This window comes from Streptomyces sp. NPDC001617, assembly GCF_053596855.1.
In genome coordinates this window covers 25,003-43,344 of sequence record NZ_JBSFHA010000027.1, presented here as the reverse complement: position 1 = coordinate 43,344, position 18,342 = coordinate 25,003, and the positions used below count along the sequence as shown (strand labels likewise).

General features: G+C 69.4%; 16 protein-coding genes and 1 pseudogene. All 17 read right to left on the bottom strand.

All coding sequences use genetic code 11. From position 1 onward, the window contains the following. Positions 1–3: 3 nt before the first annotated feature. The 17 genes and pseudogenes from ACWC09_RS21480 to ACWC09_RS21400 all read right to left on the bottom strand — a co-directional run bounded on the left by ACWC09_RS21480 (position 4) and on the right by ACWC09_RS21400 (position 18,186). A complete protein-coding gene (locus ACWC09_RS21480; protein WP_450852162.1) occupies positions 4–1,020 on the bottom strand; it encodes a pectinesterase family protein in 1,017 nt (338 codons plus the stop codon). A gap of 1 nt (position 1,021) precedes the next feature. Next, positions 1,022–2,155, bottom strand: a complete 1,134-nt coding sequence (locus tag ACWC09_RS21475) for a pectinesterase family protein (protein WP_450852161.1) — start codon at positions 2,153–2,155, stop codon at positions 1,022–1,024. 66 nt (positions 2,156–2,221) lie between these two features. After that, on the bottom strand, positions 2,222–3,493 hold the full coding sequence (locus tag ACWC09_RS21470) for a pectate lyase family protein (RefSeq protein ID WP_450852160.1): 1,272 nt from the start codon (positions 3,491–3,493) through the stop codon (positions 2,222–2,224). 59 nt (positions 3,494–3,552) lie between these two features. Further along, positions 3,553–4,359: a rhamnogalacturonan acetylesterase gene (locus ACWC09_RS21465; RefSeq protein ID WP_450852159.1), complete on the bottom strand. Its 807-nt coding sequence runs from the start codon at positions 4,357–4,359 to the stop codon at positions 3,553–3,555. Between the two features lie 135 nt (positions 4,360–4,494). After that, on the bottom strand, positions 4,495–5,832 hold the full coding sequence (locus ACWC09_RS21460; protein WP_450852158.1) for an ABC transporter substrate-binding protein: 1,338 nt from the start codon (positions 5,830–5,832) through the stop codon (positions 4,495–4,497). A gap of 58 nt (positions 5,833–5,890) precedes the next feature. Then, positions 5,891–6,964, bottom strand: a pseudogene (locus tag ACWC09_RS21455) (pectate lyase family protein); the annotation flags it as partial. 46 nt (positions 6,965–7,010) lie between these two features. Next, positions 7,011–8,513 carry a family 43 glycosylhydrolase gene (locus ACWC09_RS21450; RefSeq protein ID WP_450852157.1) on the bottom strand — a complete coding sequence of 501 codons (1,503 nt, stop codon included), beginning with the start codon at positions 8,511–8,513 and terminating at the stop codon, positions 7,011–7,013. Then, positions 8,510–9,355 (bottom strand): DUF6807 domain-containing protein, encoded by an 846-nt coding sequence (locus tag ACWC09_RS21445; RefSeq protein WP_450852156.1) that lies wholly within the window; start codon positions 9,353–9,355, stop codon positions 8,510–8,512. The genes ACWC09_RS21450 and ACWC09_RS21445 overlap by 4 nt, the downstream gene beginning before the upstream one ends. After that, on the bottom strand, positions 9,355–10,506 hold the full coding sequence (locus ACWC09_RS21440) for a Gfo/Idh/MocA family protein (RefSeq protein ID WP_450852155.1): 1,152 nt from the start codon (positions 10,504–10,506) through the stop codon (positions 9,355–9,357). The genes ACWC09_RS21445 and ACWC09_RS21440 overlap by 1 nt, the downstream gene beginning before the upstream one ends. Then, on the bottom strand, positions 10,503–11,792 hold the full coding sequence (locus ACWC09_RS21435; protein WP_450852154.1) for a pectate lyase family protein: 1,290 nt from the start codon (positions 11,790–11,792) through the stop codon (positions 10,503–10,505). Before ACWC09_RS21435 ends, ACWC09_RS21440 begins: the two co-directional genes overlap by 4 nt. Then, positions 11,789–12,673 carry a carbohydrate ABC transporter permease gene (locus ACWC09_RS21430; RefSeq protein ID WP_450852153.1) on the bottom strand — a complete coding sequence of 295 codons (885 nt, stop codon included), beginning with the start codon at positions 12,671–12,673 and terminating at the stop codon, positions 11,789–11,791. Before ACWC09_RS21430 ends, ACWC09_RS21435 begins: the two co-directional genes overlap by 4 nt. Continuing rightward, positions 12,670–13,605: a carbohydrate ABC transporter permease gene (locus tag ACWC09_RS21425; protein ID WP_450852152.1), complete on the bottom strand. Its 936-nt coding sequence runs from the start codon at positions 13,603–13,605 to the stop codon at positions 12,670–12,672. Before ACWC09_RS21425 ends, ACWC09_RS21430 begins: the two co-directional genes overlap by 4 nt. A 100-nt stretch (positions 13,606–13,705) precedes the next feature. Then, the gene (gene araD, locus ACWC09_RS21420; protein ID WP_450852151.1) at positions 13,706–15,445 is read right to left on the bottom strand and encodes an L-arabinonate dehydratase; all 1,740 of its coding nucleotides are present in this window, start codon (positions 15,443–15,445) and stop codon (positions 13,706–13,708) included. Continuing rightward, positions 15,442–16,353, bottom strand: coding sequence for a dihydrodipicolinate synthase family protein (locus tag ACWC09_RS21415; RefSeq protein ID WP_450852150.1), 912 nt, complete (start codon positions 16,351–16,353; stop codon positions 15,442–15,444). The genes araD and ACWC09_RS21415 overlap by 4 nt, the downstream gene beginning before the upstream one ends. Beyond that, a complete protein-coding gene (locus ACWC09_RS21410) occupies positions 16,350–17,006 on the bottom strand; it encodes a GntR family transcriptional regulator (protein ID WP_450852149.1) in 657 nt (218 codons plus the stop codon). The genes ACWC09_RS21415 and ACWC09_RS21410 overlap by 4 nt, the downstream gene beginning before the upstream one ends. Before the next feature lie 373 nt (positions 17,007–17,379). Further along, positions 17,380–17,967, bottom strand: coding sequence for a TIGR03086 family metal-binding protein (locus tag ACWC09_RS21405; protein WP_450852148.1), 588 nt, complete (start codon positions 17,965–17,967; stop codon positions 17,380–17,382). A gap of 69 nt (positions 17,968–18,036) precedes the next feature. Continuing rightward, the gene (locus ACWC09_RS21400) at positions 18,037–18,186 is read right to left on the bottom strand and encodes a hypothetical protein (RefSeq protein ID WP_450852147.1); all 150 of its coding nucleotides are present in this window, start codon (positions 18,184–18,186) and stop codon (positions 18,037–18,039) included. Positions 18,187–18,342 lie beyond the last annotated feature (156 nt).

The window sequence follows — 18,342 nt, the reverse complement described above, 5'->3', positions numbered from 1 at the left end:
TGTTCAGGGACGCCAGTCGCCGAGGTAGGCCGCGGGGGTGTGCGACCGGGCCTCGGTGTCGGTGAGTTGGGGCCGGTTGTCAGGGACGGTGATCTCCGCTCCCGGCCCGGTGTTGCGGTACTCGCCGAAGCGCATGGACTGCCAGGGGTAGGCGTCGCGCATGTTGGTGTAGGGGGCGACCGGGTCGATGCCGGGCCCGATCCAGGAGTTCCGCACGACCAGGGACGGCCAGGCGGTCGTCTCGTACGACGGCACCCAGGGCCGTGCCAGCTTGTACGCCCCGTCCTGGGCGCCGGAGGTGATCCGGCAGCGGACGGCGAGGATGCCGTGCGGGTTGGCGCGGGCGGTGGAGGGGGCGAAGACCATGCCCTTGGGGGTGAAGGTGACGTCCCGCTGGAGGGTGTGGAGGTGACAGCCCTCGAAGACCGCCGTCGCCCGCCCGAAGACGAAGTCGACGTCGCCCTCGATGTAGCAGCGGCGGAAGTACTGCCGGTCGAAGGTGTCGAGCGCGGTCGTGTCGACGAAGAGGGTGTCCTGGTGGGCGAGGAGACGGACGTTCTCGCAGCGCGACCGGTCCCCTGTCAGATACGCCGCCACCGCCTGTGTGCCGGTGATGTCGGGGTGGTCGGCGCGCAGCCAGTCGTTGGCGATCGTCAGGTCGCGGACGGTCAGTCCGGGCGCCGCCGAGGTGAGGGTCGCGGAGCCCGCCGTGCCGTAGGTGGTGCCGTCGGGCTTCTTGGTGCCGTTGGCGTTGTCGTAGACGATGACGGCGTCGCGGGCGTCGCGGGTGGCGCCTCGGATCGTCAACTCTCCTTTCTCCGCAGGAATGTTGACGACCTCTCGATACGTCCCCGGGTGTACGACGATCGTCCGGCCGGGCCCGTCCACCGCGTCCACGGCCGCCTGGACGGAGTCGCCGGGGCGGACGTGCCGGACACCGCGGGTGTTCGCGAAGGCGGGGGTGGTGCCGGCGGCGAGGAGTCCGCCGGCGAGGCCCGCCAGAAGGGTGCGCCGGTGCATCTCAGCGGCCCTCCTTCCATGGCATCCAGTCGCCGAGGTAGGCCTCGCGGGTCGCCGACTCGGCTTCGGCGGCGGTGAGTTGGGGCCGGTTCTCGGGGACCGTGATGGCGGCGCCGGGGCCGGTGTTGCGGTACTCGGCGAACCGCTGGTTCTGCCACGGGTAGGCGTCCGACATGTTGGTGTAGGGCGCGACCGCGTCGATGCCGGGGCCGAGGTGGGTGTCCCGGACGGTGAGCATCGGGCGGGCGGTGGTGTCGGAACCGGGCACCCAGGGGCGGGCCAACTTGTAGGAGGCGTCCGGGGCCTCACTGCTCACCCGGCCGCGTGTCACCAGATAGCCGCGCGGGTTGGCGGCCGCCGTGGAGGGCGCGAAGACGAAGCCGTAGGGGGCAGCCGCGAGGTCGGTGCGGTTCAGCGTGCGGAAGTGGCACTGGTCGTAGACCGCGGTGGCCCGGCCGAAGACGAAGTCGACGTCGCCCTCGACGTAGCAGTGGGCGTAGTAGTGGCGGGCGAAGATGCCGAGCGCCAGGGAGTCGGAGTACAGCGTGTCCTGGTGGCCGAGGAAACGGCAGTGGTGGAACGCGGACCGGTCGCCCTGCACCTTGACGGCCACCGCCTGGGTCCCCGTGATGTCCGGGTGGTCGGCGCGCAGCCAGTCGTTGGCGAAGGTGATCCAGCGGGCGGTGAAGCCGTTGCCCTGCACGGTGGTGGTGGCGGATCCGGTGGTGCCGTAGGTGCCGCCGCCGGGCTTGGGGGTGCCGGCCGCGTTGTCGTAGACGATCACGACGTCACGGGGATCCTCCGAGGCGCCGATCCAGGTCGCCTCCGTGCGGGTGGTGTCGAGGGCGACCGTCTCCCGGTAGATCCCGGGGGCGAGAACCAGCGTCCGGCCGGTGCCGCTCGCGGCGGTCACAGCGGCCTGGACGGTGGTGAAGTCGCCGCGGCCGCCCTGGTCGACGTAGAGCGTCGTGGGGGTCAGGCGTGCGGACGGTGATCCGTATCGGCCGAACCGTGGGCAGGGGTGGTCGGCGGCCCGCGCGGGGAGGGCCGCGAGGCCGAGCGTGGCGGCGGCCCCGGCGCCCGCCACGAGGAAACCCCGTCTGGACAGGGGCAGTTGGACATGAGGCGAGGGCATACGGGTGCTCCTTCGCGGTGCGGCTCGTGAGAGGGGCCGGGGCGCCGAGTGCACCCCGGCCAGGGCTCAGCGCAGGCGGCCCGCGCCGGCGCAGTGGTCGACGATCCCGGGGACGGCCCGGGCCGGGTCGACCTCGGTCCGCAGCGTCGGCGTCCAGCCGGCGCCCGACTGGAGGATCTCGCCCGGCACTTGGGCGTTGTGGACGGCGATCAGGTCGGTGGGCTCACCGTTGACGTAGTTGTCGTCGGCGGTGAGCGGCGAGTCCTTCCACTTCTTCAGGATCAGACCGGCGCCCACTCCGTCCGGCAGCGTGAACGCGTTGTGCTCGGCGACGAGTTGGGACTCCATGCCGATGCCGTAGCTGTAGCCGTATCCGTCACCGGCCACGAAGTGGTTGTTGTAGGAGTCCACTTGGCCGAACCGCACCCGCGGCGCCCGCTCCACCAGGTTCGAGAACAGGTTGTGGTGGAAGGTGACCTTCAGATGCCCCCGGTCCACGGCGGCCGTGGAGGCACTGTCGCTGTTGCCGATGAGGATCGTCTTGTCGTGGTTCTCGAAGACGTTCCAGGAGGCGGTGACGTAGTCGGCGCCCTTGACGATGTCGAGCTCGCCGTCGTGCTGCTCGAAGATCCGCCCGTAGTAGTACGGCAGCGTGCTGTCCGGATGATCACCGTCGGTGAACGTGTTGTGATCCATCCACACATGCGTGGAGCCGTAGACCACCGCGGTGTCGTACTCGGAGTTCCAGTTGCCGTCGGCGGTGTCGGTCGGGTCCCACTGCGGGAAGCAGTCGAGCGGGCTCTCGAAGCTCAGGTTGCGGACGATGACGTTGTCGACGCCCTTGATCTGCAGGCTGGCGCCCTTGAAGCCGGCGTCCTTGCCGATGCCGACGATGGTGGTGTTGGCCGGGATCTTGGCCTCGACATAGGCGGTCTGGTTGGCCTCGGAGGCGCGGCGCAGCCCCTCCGGGCTGTCGTCGGGCTCACCGTCCAGGTTCTTGTCGCGCCCCCAGACGGCGGGGTCGTACGTCTTCAGATACGTGTCGAAGTCGTACCCGGGCGCGTCGAACGAGGCACAGCTCGGCCCGTCCGCGTCGATCGCCCCCTTGACTCTGATGATCTTCGGCGCGCTGCCCCCGTCGGCGAGGGCGGCCTTGAAGCCGGCCCAGTCGGTGACGGTGTAGACGTGGGCGGCATCGGCGGCGGCACCGCCGGTGGTCCCGGTCCCGTACGCCCCCCAGCCGTCACCGGCCCCGAGCGTCTGCCGCCCGAGATCCCGCACCTGGCCCTGAGCGGACGCCGCCCCCGTGACCCCCAGCACCAGGGCGGTGCACCCCATAACGGACGCTATGACGCGTCCATGACATTTCTGTGTACGCACTGTGCGGCTCTCCTTGGCTACGAGCCCGAAGCGCTGCTCGCCTCGGGCCAGGTGATCCAGGACTCCGGAATGTCCTCGTGCAACCGGACGACATCGCGCGGCGCGAGCACCCGCGTGCGCAGCAACTCCCGCGCCACGAGCCGGGCGACGGCGATCGCGCCGGGCGGATTGAAGTGCGTGTTGTCCTGCTCGGTGGCGGTCCAGTTGAAGTACTTCTTGGTCTCCTCGACCCCGAGCTCCTGCCACAACGCGAGCGACAACGCCTCGATGTCGAGCAACGCCACCCGCTCCTCCTGAGCGAGCGCACGCATGGCGGCCGGATACTCGCCATGGGTCGGCACGGCGTTGCCTTCGGCATCGAACCGACGGCGCTCGACGGGAGTGGCGAGCACGGGCCGAGCCCCGTGAGCACGCGCACCCCGGATGTACAGCCGCAGATAGTCCTGGTACGTCGACCAGGGCTCGGTGTACCGCGTCGGGTCCTCGCTCTTCTCGTCGTTGTGCGCGAACTGGATGAGAAGGAAGTCGCCGGGGCGGATCAGACCGAGAAGGGCATCAAGGCGCCCCTCATCGACGAAGCTCTTCGAACTACGGCCGTTCACCGCGTGATTGGCGACGGGCACCTCCTTGCGGAGGAAGAAGGGAAGCGCCATACCCCATCCGGTCTCGGGAGCGGCGTCGGCGTACTTCTGCGCGGCAGTCGAGTCACCGGCGATGTAGAGCGTGCGGTGGCGCTGCGCCGCCTGAGCGGCACCGGTGGCCGCGAGGGGGAGAGAAATGGCGCCGAGGGCGGCCAAGGAAACCTGTCTGCGGGTAAGGGACACGAACGTGTGCCTTTCAATGGGGATCCGGGAAACTCACCTAGGGGCGAGGGACCGTGTCGATGTGCGGCTCCGCCGCGCTGGCGCGACCAGCCACAAACCAACCGACAGTCCCCCGCCAACCGAAACCACCCGACCTCAGTGGTTCTTCTTCCAGTCCGCCTGAGCCTTGTCCAGCTGATCCGCCAGAGAATCCAGGAAGTCCTTCACACTCATCTTCCCGAGCAGCACCTTCTGGAAGTTCGGCTCGTTGTCGGCCTTGGAAATCGTGTTCCAGTCCGGCAGGTAGTACGGCAACTGCACAATCTTCGTACCGTCACCGTTCAACGCCTCGGCCGCCAGCTTCGTGGGCTCGGCCTTCTGGATCCACGCATCCTGCGCGGCCTCCGTGTTCGCCGGAATCTGCCCCGCGGACTCGTTGAACTTCGAGTTCTCCTCGTGCGACACCGCGAACTCGACGAACTTCCAGGCGGCCGACTTGTTCTTGCTCGACTTGAAGACACTCAACCCGTCCACCGGGTTGGAGATCTGCACCCGGGTCCCGTCGTCCTGCGTGGGATTCGGCAGCCCACGGAACTTGTCCGCGCCCAGCGCCTTCAGATGGTCCTGGTACGACCCGAGATTGTGAGAGAGCATCCCGATCGTGCCGCTGTCCCACTGGGCGACCATCTTGGTGAAGTCGTTGTTGACGTCGGCGGACGGCGTGTCCTTCTTGTACAGCGCGACGTACTTCTCCAACGCGGCGACGTTCTTCGGGTCGTTGACCGTCGTCTTGTCGCCGTTCCAGAACGAGGTGATCCCGCTCTGGCTGTACGCCGCGTCAAGGGCCGGCGCGATGGACCCCTCGCCGCCACGAATGGTGAACCCGAACTGGTTCTTGCTCTTGTCGGTGAGCTTGTCGGCGGCCTCGTAGAACTTCGTCCACGTGGTCGGCGCGTCCAGTCCGGCCTTCTTGAACAGATCGGTCCGGTACCACAGGGTGCCGTTGTTCGAGGAGGTCGGGATCTGGTACAGCTTGTCGCCGCCGCCCGCGGCCCTGCTGCTGTCCAGCAGGTTCTGGCTCAGCTTGCCGTTCAGCGAGCTCTTCGACAGCCGGCTGTCCAGCGGCTCCAGCGCTCCCTGGACCGCGACCTCGGCGAGCATCGCGGTGCCGACACCGCCGACGTCGGGCAGGCCGCCGCCCTGGATGGCGGTGTCGTACTTGGACTGGGCGCTCGCGGCGGGAATGCCGACGTACTTGACCTTGATATCCGGGTTCTTCTTCTCGAAGTCGGCGATGATCTCCTTCCAGATGTCGGTCCGGACACCGCCGTTGTTGTCCCAGAAGGTGATCTCCCCCTTGCCGGACCCCTCGTTGCCCTTGTCCCCCGCACTGCCGCTGCCGTTGTCGCCGCAGGCGGTGGCGGTCAGCGCGAGCACGGAACCCAGGGCGACGGCGACGGCGGCGCGCCTGCTTCTGCGGATACTGCTCTTCATTGATCGGCTCTCTTCTTCTGGATCCAACGGAGATATGGAGGTGTAGGGGGGGTCAGCGGCCGATGCGCGCCTGCGGACCGGCGAAGCGCTTCACCAGCGCCGGCACGGCGGCGGCCGGATCCAGCCGGTAGTGGTAGAAGTCCCGGGGACGAAAAGCGGCACCCCACTCGTCCGTCCGCCCGGTCGTGTTCCTCAGGATCGACCCGCGCTGCACCAACTCCGCGGTGGCGTCGGCCTGGTAGGGATGCTGGACCCCGTCGTAGTAGCTGTTCTCGATGACCATCTTGGTGTGACCGCGCGACCAGTTCCCGTACGTCCACACCGGGTCGCCGTCGGCCACCTGTGCCGAGAGGTAGTTGTTGTAGAGGTGGGCGTAGGCGCAGTTGTCGGCCGAGGGGTTGCGCTGCTTGGTCCCCGTGAACCAGTTGTGGTCGATGGTGACCTGGGTGATCACATTGGGCGTCCAGCCGATCCCGAACGCCTTGTTGTGGTTGCTGAACACGTTGTACGAGACGGTGATGTACTGGCTGTCCTTGCGCAGGTCGATCAACCCGTCGCCCATGTGGGTGAGCCGGTTGTGGTCGATCCAGACGTGGTCGACGGTGTCCAGCTGAATGGCGTCGAAGTCCTGTGTCTTGCCGTCCCAGTCGCCCTCGACGTACGAGTCACGGATCGTCAGATTGCGGATGATCACGTTGTGCGTAGCGGGGTTGAGATGCAGCTCCCCGTGCACGATCTCGCCGGTGTCGCCGACGCCGATGATGGTCTTGTCGGACCCGACGACGACGTTGGACCCGAAGGGTTCGACGGCTATCGACCCCGACACCCGTATCACGTAGGGCTCTTCGGCCGCCGCGTACTTGGCCAGCGAGGCCTGGTCGGTGACCGTCACCACCTTGCCGCCCGCGCCGCCCGTCGTGCCGCCGGCGAGCGAGGCGAAGCCGTGCGGCCGGTCCGTGAAACGGTCGGCCGATGCGATGGCGGCGCCCGAACTCCCCACCGGACTCGCGGCCTTGGCCTGCCCCACGGCCGCCAGGCAGAGCGCGGCCACCAAACCGATCACTGCGGCCAGGACCTTGCCTAATCCTGGCCTCGGTCTTGGCAAGCGCTTGCTATGAAGGTGCTGCGTCATTGCGGCTCCCAACAGGCGTACAGGTGCGGTGGGTTACGGCGGTGGGTTACAAGGAGTCGATCCTGAAGTGCGTGAAGGTTGCCGCGCCGGCGTGCCCCGATCCGGCGGGCGCGAGGCCGAAGAGGCCCAGCAGGGCGCCGACCCAGCGCCAGGGGGTGGCGGCGAAGACAAGACCGGACGAGCGCGGGCCATCTCCGGTGTCGCAGAAGAACCGGCACCGCGCCCCGGCCCCGATCTCGATCCGCAGCCGCACGCGCCCCTCCCGCGCGAGCCGCGGATGCTCGGCGTCCCGTTCCTGCTCGGCGACCGCCTCGGCGAACCGGTGCACGACATGCACCGTCCCGTCGGCGCCCCGCTGCAGCCCGATCCAGCTGAACGCGTCCCCCAGGACCGCGAGCCCGGCCCGCGCCCCCGGCTCCTCGCTGTGCAGGGTCAGCTCCACCTCGACCGCGGACGGCGTGCCGGGCAGCCGCTGAGTGAGGACGTTCGGGAGTTTTCGCAGGTCGTGGGCGTCGGCCGAGCGGACGCAGGCCAGCCTGAGCCCGTCTCCGGAGTGCTGAGTGGCCCAGCCGTCCTGCGGGTTGGCGGTCCAGCTCCACTGGCGGCCGAAGCGTCCGCCGGGGAAGTCGTCGTCGGTGGCGGGCGCGGCCGGCGGTTGCGGCGGCAGCTCGGGTCTCGGGTGTACGGCGACGGGGGCGCCGTCGTCGCCGAGCGCCGGCCAGCCGTCCGGGCCCCAGCGCATCGGCTGGAGGTGCACGACACGGCCGTAGGCGCCCCGCTGCTGGAAGTGCAGGAACCAGTCCTCGCCGGACGGGGTGCGCACCCAGCCGCCCTGGTGCGGTCCGTTGACGTCGGTGTCCTTCTGCTCCAGGACGACCTTCTCCTCGTACGGCCCGAAGAAGCCGCGTGAGCGAAAGGCCCCCTGCCAGCCGGTCTCGACTCCCCCTGCGGGCGCCAGAATCCAGAACCAGCCCTCGTGCCGGTAGAGCTTGGGGCCTTCGAGGGTGAACCAGCCGGGGATCCGGTCGCCGTCGACGATCACCTTGCCCTCGTCGAGAAGTGACGTCCCGTCAGGGTGCATACGGTGGCCGGTGAGGCGGTTCTTCACCCCGGACCGGGACTTGGCCCAGGCGTGCACGAGATAGGCGTCGCCGGTCTCCTCGTCCCACAGCGGGCAGGGGTCGATGAGGCCCTTGCCCGCCTCGACCAGGTGCGGGCGGGACCAAGGGCCGCGTATCTCAGGGGAGTTGACCTGGAAGATGCCCTGGTCGGGATCGCCCCAGAAGATCCAGAAGCGGTCGTCGTGATGGCGGAGCGAGGGTGCCCAGACGCCGCAGTCGTGGCGCGGGGACCTGAACTCGCCCGCGGGCTCCAGGCGCCCGAGGGCGTGGCCGACCAGGGTCCAGTTGACCAGGTCGCGGGAGTGCAGCAGGGGCAGGCCCGGGGCGCGGCCGAAACTGGACGCGGTGAGGTAGAAGTCGTCGCCGACGCGGAGGACGTCCGGGTCGGACCAGTCGGCGTCGAGGATCGGGTTCGTGTACGTCGTCACTGGCTCACCGCCTTGCGGACCAGGGCCGCGGCCTCGTTCCGGCCCAGTCGCCCGTCGGCGACCACGGTCACGAGGCGTCGTACGACGGTGTCGCCCGGCTCGATCGGGAGCCGTTCGGCGTGCGCCAACGACGAGCCCACGCCCGGGTATTCGGCGGTGCGGACGAACCACGGGTCCTTGCGGGTCTGATCCGTGGCGCCGGCGAAGACGAGCGTCCAGGTGGTGCCCGCGAGGGCGAGCCACGCGGCGCGGCTGCCGTGCACCTCGGGCTCGCCCTCGCGGTCCGGGGTGAAGACGTGCGGGGTGTCCTGCTCCTTGCGGACGCGCCAGAAGAAGCCGCCGTATGCGGCACCGGGGCGGCCGTTGGTGGCCGGACTGCCGATGGAGAGGGGGTCCGCCGTCACATTGGTGAGGGAGAAGGTGAAGTCCAACGCCCACGCGGCGTCGGTGAGTTCGGTGGCCGCCACCGTGCGGCGCTCGCGCAGCAGCTCGGCTCCCGAGGCCACCCAGCGCAGCTCCTCCACGAAGCCGTCGGGGTCACGGAGCTGGAAGGACGTGTGCCGCTGGGCGCCGTGGTTGTCCAGCTCGGTCGGCCCCTGGTCGCGGACGTAGGTCCGCCCGCCCCAGAAGTTGTGCCCCTCGACGTCGGGAACGGCGACACCGACGCCGAGGTGGTGCGTGTGGTCGGCGGGGCTCAGCTCGGTGACCGCCGTGCCGGCCAGAGTGGTGACGGGGTGCAGATAGGGGCGTGGGGAGAGCCGGGCGGGCAGTTCGGGCCGGGTGACGTAGCGGCCGACCGGGCGGCCCGCGACGCGCAGGACCGGCGAGTCGTTGGTCGTCATCAGGTGCTCACCTCTTTCGGTAGGGCCCAGGTGGCGCCGGACTCGGAGTAGAGGGCGAGGGTGTCGGCCGCGGCCGCCACGAGGGCGTCGATGCCGGGGACGACCCTGCGGTCCTCGTCGGGGACCAGATGCCAGGCCCCGGACGGCAGCGGGGTCGGGTCGGGGGCCAGTCGAATCGCTTCAACAACCCTCATGAATGCGCCGGTCGAGGCAGGAGTGACCAGCAGCTCGGCGCTGTCGGTGAGGTGGTCGACCAGGTTCTCCAGCAGGTCGGTGCGCCCGTACTCGTACTCCTCCGGGCCGTGGTCGGCCCGCTGGAGCAGGACGCGGTCCTGCTTGTACCAGAAGGTGATCCGGCCCTTGGTCCCGTGGACGAGGAGGTAGGGCTCGTCCGGGCGCTCGGCGCAGAGGGTCGCGGCGACGGTGACCTGGCGGTCCTGCGCGGTGGAGACGCGGACGCAGGAGGTGTCGTCGGACTCGATGTCGTTGGCGCGCAGCAGCTCCAGCTCGACGTCGGTGACGTCCTCCGCGTGCGTGGAGCCGTTCAGCGCCAGGCCGGTGGCGACGGCGTGGGCGAGCGGGTTGGTCAGCACCCCGTCGATCACGTCGACGCCGTTCAGACGCCGCTTGCCGGCCCAGGGCGCACGGCGGAAGTAGGCCTCCCCCCGTGCCCAGGCCCCGGCTCCGCCGATCCCCACGACCTCGCCGACGGCGCCCTCTGCGACCATCTCGCGGATCGCCGGCACGGCGTGCGAGCCCAGCGACTGGAACCCGATCTGGCAGGCCACGCCCGCCTCCGCGACCCCGTCGGCCATCCGGCGGAACTCGGCGTACGAAGGCGCGGGCGGCTTCTCCAGCAGGAGGTGCACTCCCCTCGCCGCCGCCTCCAGCGCGAGGTCCGTGTGCGTCGGGATCGGCGTGCAGATCACCGCGATCCGCGCGCCGGTCGAGTCGAGAAGGGCCCCGAAGTCGGCGGACTGCTCGGGCGTGCCGAGGCCGTCGGGGATCTCGCCCCTGCCCAGCGGGGTCAGCTCGCAGATGCCCGCCAGCCGGACGATGCCCTTGTCCTGGAGCCGGCGGATGTTGTCGAGGTGCCAGCGGCCGTGGCCCCGCCCGCCCACCAGGACGATGTCGATACCCGTGGAGCTCATGGGATCCTCCCCGCGCCCGCGCCGTGCGCCACCTCTCGGTCGGCCGCCCCGGCGCTGTCGATCTTTCCGTGGAGGGTGGGCGTCCAGCCGACGTCGGCGGTGAGATCGCGCTCGCTGCCGGAGTTGTAGGCGTCGTAGATGGCCAGGAGGTCGACCGGCCAGCCGTTGAAGAGGGTGCCGGACTGGTGGAGGGCGGTGCCGTTCCAGCTCTTCACCAGGTCGGCGACCTCGACATGGTTCGGGGTGTGGAAGGCGTTGTTCTCGGCGTAGACGGCGGACTCGGTCGACACGCCGAGCGAGTAGCGGTACTCGCTGCCCTCGGGGACGACGTACCGGTTGTCGTAGACGTGCACCTGCCCGAAGCGGACGCGGGGTGCGCGCTGGACGACCGACTCGAACTGGTTGTGGTGCAGGGTCACGCGCAGCTTGCCGCGGTCCCCCGTCGCCGAGTCGCTGTTGCCGATGAGCATCGCCTTGTCGTGGTCCTGGAAGCGGCTCCAGGAGACGGTGACCAGGTCCGAGCCGTTGGTGATGTCCAACAGTCCGTCGTGGCGGAGGTAGTTGCGGCCGAAGTAGGTCGGCTCCTTCGCGTCCGGGTGGCCCCTGTCGGAGGCCGTGATGTGGTCGACCCATACATGCGTCGCGCCGAGCAGCGAGATCGTGTCGTACGACGTCTTCCAGTCGCCGAGACCGCCGGTGTTGGGCTGCCAGACGGGGAAACAGTCGTAGGCGTCACGCAGGTCGAGATTGCGGATGATGACATTGTCGGCGTTCTTGACCTGGAGGTTCGCGCCCTTGAGGACCGCCGAGTCGCCGAGCCCGACGATCGTCGTGTTGGAGCCGACCGGCAGTACGACCCGCTCGGCCTGCTGGGCCGCCGAGGCCTGGCGGGCGTCCTCCTGCGCGCCGCTGGGCTTGGCGGAGCCCCAGGTGCGGGGGTCGTAGGCGCCGAGGTACTTCTTGAGGCTGTAGCCGTCGGTGGCGTAGTCGTCGCAGTCCAGGTGGTGGCCGTCGTCGTCCGTGTCGGCGTCGACGGTCCCCGCGATCTTGATGATCTTCGGGGTGTCGCTGCCGCCGTCGAGGGCGCGGACGAGACCGGCGCGGTCGGTGACCGTGTAGACGTGCGCGTCGTCCGCGGCCGATCCGCCCGTGGTGCCGGTGCCGTAGGCGGCCCAGCCGTCGTCGGAGGCGAGGGTGTCGCGGCCGATGTCGCGGGACTGGGCGTGGGCCGGGACACAGAGCAGCCCCAACACAGCGATGGCCACGGCGATCTGACGGAGTCTCATCCCTTCACCGCCCCCGCGCTGAACCCGGTGATCAGCCACTTCTGGATGAAGGCGAAGACGATCACGACGGGTACGGCCGCGATGATGCCGCCCGCGGCGAGCGCGCCGAGGTCGACGCTGTCCGCGCTCATCAGGGTGTTGAGGCCGACCGGGATGGTCTGCTTGCTCTGGTCGCTCAGGAACATCAGGGCGAACAGGAAGTGGTTCCAGGCATGCACGAACGCGAAGGAGCCGACGGCGATCAACCCGGGCCGCAACAGCGGGAGTACGACGATCCGGAAGGCGGTGAAGCGATTGCAGCCGTCGACCCAGGCGGCCTCTTCGAGGGAGTACGGCACGTTCCGGATGAAGCCGCTGATCAGGATCATCGACAGCGGCAGCTGGAAGACGGTCTCGGCGATGACGACACTGGCCAGCGAGTTGATCATCCGCAGGTTGGCGAAGATCTCGAAGAGCGGCACCAGGAGCAGCGCGCCCGGCACGAACTGCGTGCAGAGCAGGGCCAGCATGAAGACCTTCTTGATCCGGAAGTTGAACCGGGCGAGGGCGTAGCCGCCGGCCAGCGCGACCACGGTCGTCATCACCAGGGTCGCGATGCCGACGAGCACGCTGTTCTGGAAGTAGGTGCCGAACGCCCGCTCGTTCCAGACCTTTTCGAAGTGGTCGAAGGTCATCGGCCAGGGCACGAGGGAGGTCGAGCCGGGCCGGCGCAGGGCGAAGAGGAGGATCCAGTAGAAGGGGATCAGGGTGAAGACGAGGTAGATCGAGAGGGGGAGGTAGATGTGCCGGCGGGGGACCTCGTCCCAGGCGCGGCGCTTCTTCCTCGGACGGGCGGGCTCGGTGGCCACGCGCTCGGGCGCGGGTGCGATCTCGGTGATCACTTCTCCTCACCTCCGAACTTGCTCAGCCGCAGATAGACCATCGAGCAGAAGAGCAGGATCACGAACGCCACCGTGGTCAGGGCCGACGCGTAGCCGAAGTTGTGGGCGTCCACGCTGGTGTTGGCGATGTACAGGGGAAGGGTGGTCGTCTCGCCGGCCGGCCCACCGCCGGTGAGGGTGTAGAGCAGGTCGACGTTGTTGAACTCCCAGACCGCGCGCAGCAGCGTCGACAGGACGATGGCGTCCTTCAGATGCGGCAGGGTGATGTGCCAGAACTGCTTGATGCGGCTGGCCCCGTCGACCTCGGCGGCCTCGTACAGGTCCTTCGAGACGGACTGGAGGTCGGCGAGGATGAGGATCGCGAAGAAGGGGACACCGCGCCAGAGGTCGGCGACTATGGCTGCCGGAAAGACGGTCGAGGTGTCGGAGAGCCAACTCGTGCCGTAGGACCCTATGCCGGCGTCCGCGAGGTAACGGGTGATGCCCGTCTGGGAGTTGTAGAGCAGCACCCAGATGGCGGAGGTCAGCACGCCGGAGACGGCCCACGGGGAGAAGACCAGCGCGCGACCCAACGCCCGCCCGACGAAGGTCTGGTTGACGATCAGCGCGAGCGCGAGACCGAAGAGCAGCTGCAGTCCGACCTCGACGACGACCCACTTCGCGCTGAAGGTCAGCGTGTCCCAGAACTGGGTGTCCTTGGTGAAGATCTGGACGAAGTTGTCGAAGCCCGCGAAGCCGTTCCGCCACGGCTTGGTGGGGTTGAAGTTCTGCAGGCTGTAGTAGAAGACACTGATCACCGGGTAGGCGATGAAACCCAGCATCAGCAGGGCCGCCGGCGCGATCAGCAGGTACGGCAGCCTGCGCGGCGTGGCGGAGGCACGGCGTCGCCGGGGTGGCGCGGGCGGTTTCGCCACGGCTGCGGCTTGGGCCATGACTGTTCTCCGTTCTCGGTACGTCGTGCGTGCTCGTGCGTGCGTCGTACAGGAAGCGCTTTCTCCTGGTGCAGGGGTGTGCAAGGTCGTGCGGTGGCGGTCAGCCCGCGTAGGGGTCCTGCACCTTGCCCGGACGGGCCAGGAACTCGAAGTCGCAGCCGGTGTCGGCCTGGGTGATCTGCTCGTTGTAGAGCGCGCCGTAGCCGCGCTCGTAACGGGTGGGCGGCGGCACCCAGTCCGCCCTGCGCCGCTCCAACTCACCGTCGTCCACGTTGAGTTGAAGGGTCCGTGCCTCGACGTCCAGGGTGATCGAGTCCCCCGTGCGGACGAGGGCGAGCGGCCCGCCGATGTACGACTCCGGCGCGATGTGCAGCACGCACGCCCCGTAACTCGTGCCGCTCATCCGGGCGTCGGAGATCCGCACCATGTCCCGCACACCCTGCTTCAGCAGATGGTCCGGGATGGGCAGCATCCCGTACTCGGGCATGCCGGGGCCGCCCTTGGGACCGGCGTTGCGCAGCACCAGCACACTGTCGGCGGTGATGTTCAACTCGGGGTCGCTGATGGTGCGTTGCATGCTCTTGTAATCGTCGAAGACGACCGCGGGACCGGTGTGCTTGAGCAGGTGCGGCTCGGCGGCGATGTGCTTGATGACCGCACCGTCCGGGCAGAGGTTGCCGCGCAGGACGGCGACCCCGCCCTCGCCGGCGACCGGGTTGTCGCGGGTGCGGATGACGTCGTCGTCGTGGACGACGGCGCCCTCGACCTGCTCCCCCAGCGTGCCGTTGACGGTCCGCCGGTCCAGGTGCAGCAGGTCGGTGATCCGCGAGAGGAAGGCGGGCAGGCCGCCGGCGAAGTAGAAGTCCTCCATGAGGTACGTCTGTCCGCCGGGCCGTACGTTGGCCAGCACCGGGACGGTACGGGCGATACGGTCGAAGTCGTCGAGGGTGAGGGTCACTTGGCAGCGCCCCGCCATCGCGATCAGGTGGATCACGGCGTTGGTGGAGCCGCCGAGCCCGAGCACCGTGGTGACGGCGTCCTCGAAGGCCTCGCGGGTGAGGATCTCCGACGGCTTCAGCCCGGTCCAGGCGAGTTCCACGGCACGGCGCCCGGAGGCGGCGGCCATCCGCTCGTGCCCCGAGTCGACGGCGGGAATCGAGGAGGCGCCCGGCAGGGTCATGCCGAGTACCTCCGCCGCCGCGGTCATCGTGGAGGCCGTGCCCATGGTCATGCAGTGACCGGGCGAACGCGCCAACCCGCCCTGGAGCTCCCGCAGTTCGCAGTCCGTCAGGTTGCCCGCGCGGTGCTCGTCCCAGTACTTCCACATGTCGGTGCCGGACCCGAGGGTCTCACCGCGCCAGTGCCCCGGCAGCATCGGCCCCGCGGGCACGAAGATTGACGGTACGTCAGCCGAGGCGGCGCCCATCAGCAGCGCCGGCGTCGACTTGTCGCAGCCCCCGAGCAGCACCGCCGCGTCGACCGGGTACGACCGCAGCAGTTCCTCCGTCTCCATCGCGAGCAGGTTGCGGTAGAGCATCGGGGTCGGCTTCTGGTACGTCTCCGAGAGCGTGGCGACCGGGAACTCGAGCGGGAAGCCCCCGGCCTGCCACACTCCCCGCTTGACCGCCTCGGCGCGCTCGCGCAGATGGACGTGGCAGGGGTTGATGTCGGACCAGGTGTTGAGGACGGCGATCACCGGGCGGCCCCGGTACTCCTCCGCCTCGTAACCCAGCTGCCGCATACGGGCGTTGTGCGACCAGGTGCGCAGCTGGCCCTCGGTGCCGTACCACTGGTGGCTTCTGAGTTCCTCGGGACGCTTTCTTCCGACGCGCTCGTTCATATCGACCACCCGGCGGCTATCGCGGCGACCTCGGCCCGCTCGTCCTCGGGCAGCGTCCTGCTCGGCGGCCGGACGTCGCGGCGGCACAGGCCGAGGGAGGCGAGGGCCTCCTTGACGACGGTGACGTTGTTGGCGGAGCCGTTGGCGGCGCGCAGTTCCTCGAAGCGGCGGATCTGCTCCCAGACCTTCATGGCGGCCGGGTAGTCGCCGGATCGAAGCGCTTCGATCATATTCAGCGAAACGGACGGGGCGACGTTCACGAGTCCGGAGGTGAAGCCGGTGGCGCCCGCGGAGAAGTAGGAGGGGGCGTACGGCTCCGCGAGGCCCGCCACCCACACGAAGCGGTCGAGGCCCGCGTCCCGGGCGAAGGCGGCGAACTTGGCGGCGTCCGGGACGGCGTACTTGACGCCGATGACGTTCGGACAGGCGTCGGCGAGTTCGGCGAGCCGGTCACCGGGCAGCTGGGCGTTGCGGATGTACGGGACGACGCCCAGCTCGGGGACGGACTCGGCGATGGCGCGGTGGTAGTCGACCCAGCCGGCCTGGGAGACGTACGGGTGGACGGGCTGGTGGACCATCACCATCCGGGCGCCGAGTTCGCGGGCGTGCCGGGCGGAGGCGACGGCGGTCGGAACGTCGTGTCCGACACCGACGAGGACGACCGCTCGATCGCCGGTCTCGTCGATGGTCGACTCGGTGACCAGGCGGCGCTCTTCGGGAGTGAGGGCGTAGAACTCACCGGTGTTCCCGTTGGGCGTGAGGGTGCGGACCCCGCCTTCGAGCAGGCGACGCAGCAGAGCCCGGTGGGCCTGCTGGTCGACGGTGCCGTCCTCGGCGAACGGAGTCACCGGGATCGCCACCACGTCGGCCAGGGCCGCCCGCTGGGTCTCGAACGTGGCGCTGCTCATGCCTGACCTTCCTGTTCCGGCGCCTCGGGGAACGCCCGCTGGACGAAGGACGCGATATGGGCGTGGAGCGCGCGTGCGGCCCCGTCCGAGTCGCCCTCCAGGGCGAGCCGCAGAATCTCGCGGTGCTCGGCGGCCTCCCGTTCCCAGGAGGGGTTGGCGGCCCAGGCGACGGCGGAGACGAGAGCGGCCTGGTCGCGGACCTCGTCGAGCATCCGGCCGAGCAGCGGGTTGCCGCACGGCACATAGAGGGCGCGATGGAACTCCCGGTTGGCGAGGGACCGTTCGGCGGTGTCGCTCGCGTCGTCGGCGCGGGTCAGCGCGTCACGCGCGGCGTCGAGGGAGGCGCCGCGCCGCACCGAGCGCCTGAGCGCCTCGGGCTCCAGCAGCAGCCGTACGTCGTAGACCTCGCGCGCCATGTCCGCGTCCACCATGCGCACCGTGACGCCCTTGTACTGGCTCATCACGACGAGCCCGGTACCGGCCAGGGTCTTGAGCGCCTCCCGCACGGGGGTCTTGGAGACCCCGAACTGCGCGGCGAGCTCGGTCTCGACCAGAGCCTGACCCGGCGTCAACTGCCCGGTGAGGATGCGGTGTTTGATCGCGTCCAGCACGTACTGCGTGCGGGACGGGATCGGCGTGGGCACAGAGGTCATACGGCCCTCTCGATGTCGCGTATCTGATCTCGCGTATCGCGTCTCATATATGACGTACGAAGTACGACGCGTTGAAGGTAGGAGGGGGCGGATGTTTCGTCAATGCTTCTGACAAAGGAAGTTCGGGTGGCGGGTGGGTTCAAAGGCGCGTTGCCGGCACGGGTGGTTCAGACGGTCCTGGTCACACCCTCGTACGCCGTGGGCCCCACATGGGTGATCACCGTCGGACTCACAGAGGAACAGACGGGGAGGGGGCTGTCGGGGTGAGGCCGCCATGGGCGAACGCATGGAAGGCGAGATCAGATCGGCGTCGTGGTCGGCGTGCGGTGCCCGCACGGACGCACGCCCCGGAACATCGCGCCCGGCCGTCGGCTTACGGCTTCCAGCCCGGGTCCCGACCGCTCAGCCCCACCGCCCGGTCCAGCAACGGCGCACCCTCCGGCACCGGCACCACCGGCCCGAAGATGCCACCACCCCTGCTCGGGTCCTGGGCCGCCACGTACAGGAAGTCGTGCGACATCTGAAGCGCGGCCGGGTCGGGGACGTACTCCTGGCCGGTGGCCCGGGCCAGGTCCCAGCCGTGGATGACCAGTTCGTCGACGGCGACGGCGCCCGCGACCTCGCCCGGCAGGTCGATGCCGCCGGCCCTGGTCATGCCGGTCCAGGCGGCCGGGTCACGCCAGGCGTCGGCCAGTTCGCCGAGCACCTTGGGGAGTACCTCGCGCCAGTCGGGGTCCAGGTCGGTGGCGGCGGCGTCCGGCGCCGTGGCGGTCATGACGCCCAGGTCCTTGCGGGCGGCGTCACGGAACGCGACGGACAGGCCGAGCAGATGGCCCAGCATCTTGCGCACCGCGCAGTCGGGGCAGGGCGTCTCCGCCGTCAGTCGGTCGTCGCGCACGCCCTTAGCGAGCCCCGCGATGACGCGTGTCTGTGGTCCGAGGTCGAGCTTCGCGTCGGTCATTCACCGCTCCTCACAGTTCTGTGTCCGAGAGGTGGACCGACGCGGCCCCCGAAACTCATCGCACCGTCGTCACACCGCGCGCTCCTCCTCGACCGGAGCAGCCACCTCGGAGGCGACGCCGCTCTCGCCGCCCTCTTCCCGCTGCTTCCGCAGAGCCAGCTCCCTCGCCGTCTTCTCCGAGTGCAGCCTCATCTCCGCCTCTGTCCGCAGATCGAACACCGTCGTCGCCTCCTTCGACTCTCCAGCACGTCTCTTTGCCTTCACTTTACCTGACGGCCCGGGGCCGCGTCGAGATCGTTTTCCCGTCCCGCTCAAGGAGTCGGCTTGCCGTTCACCCTGTTTCCAAGGCACCTGCCCGATCCCCACACCCCCGCC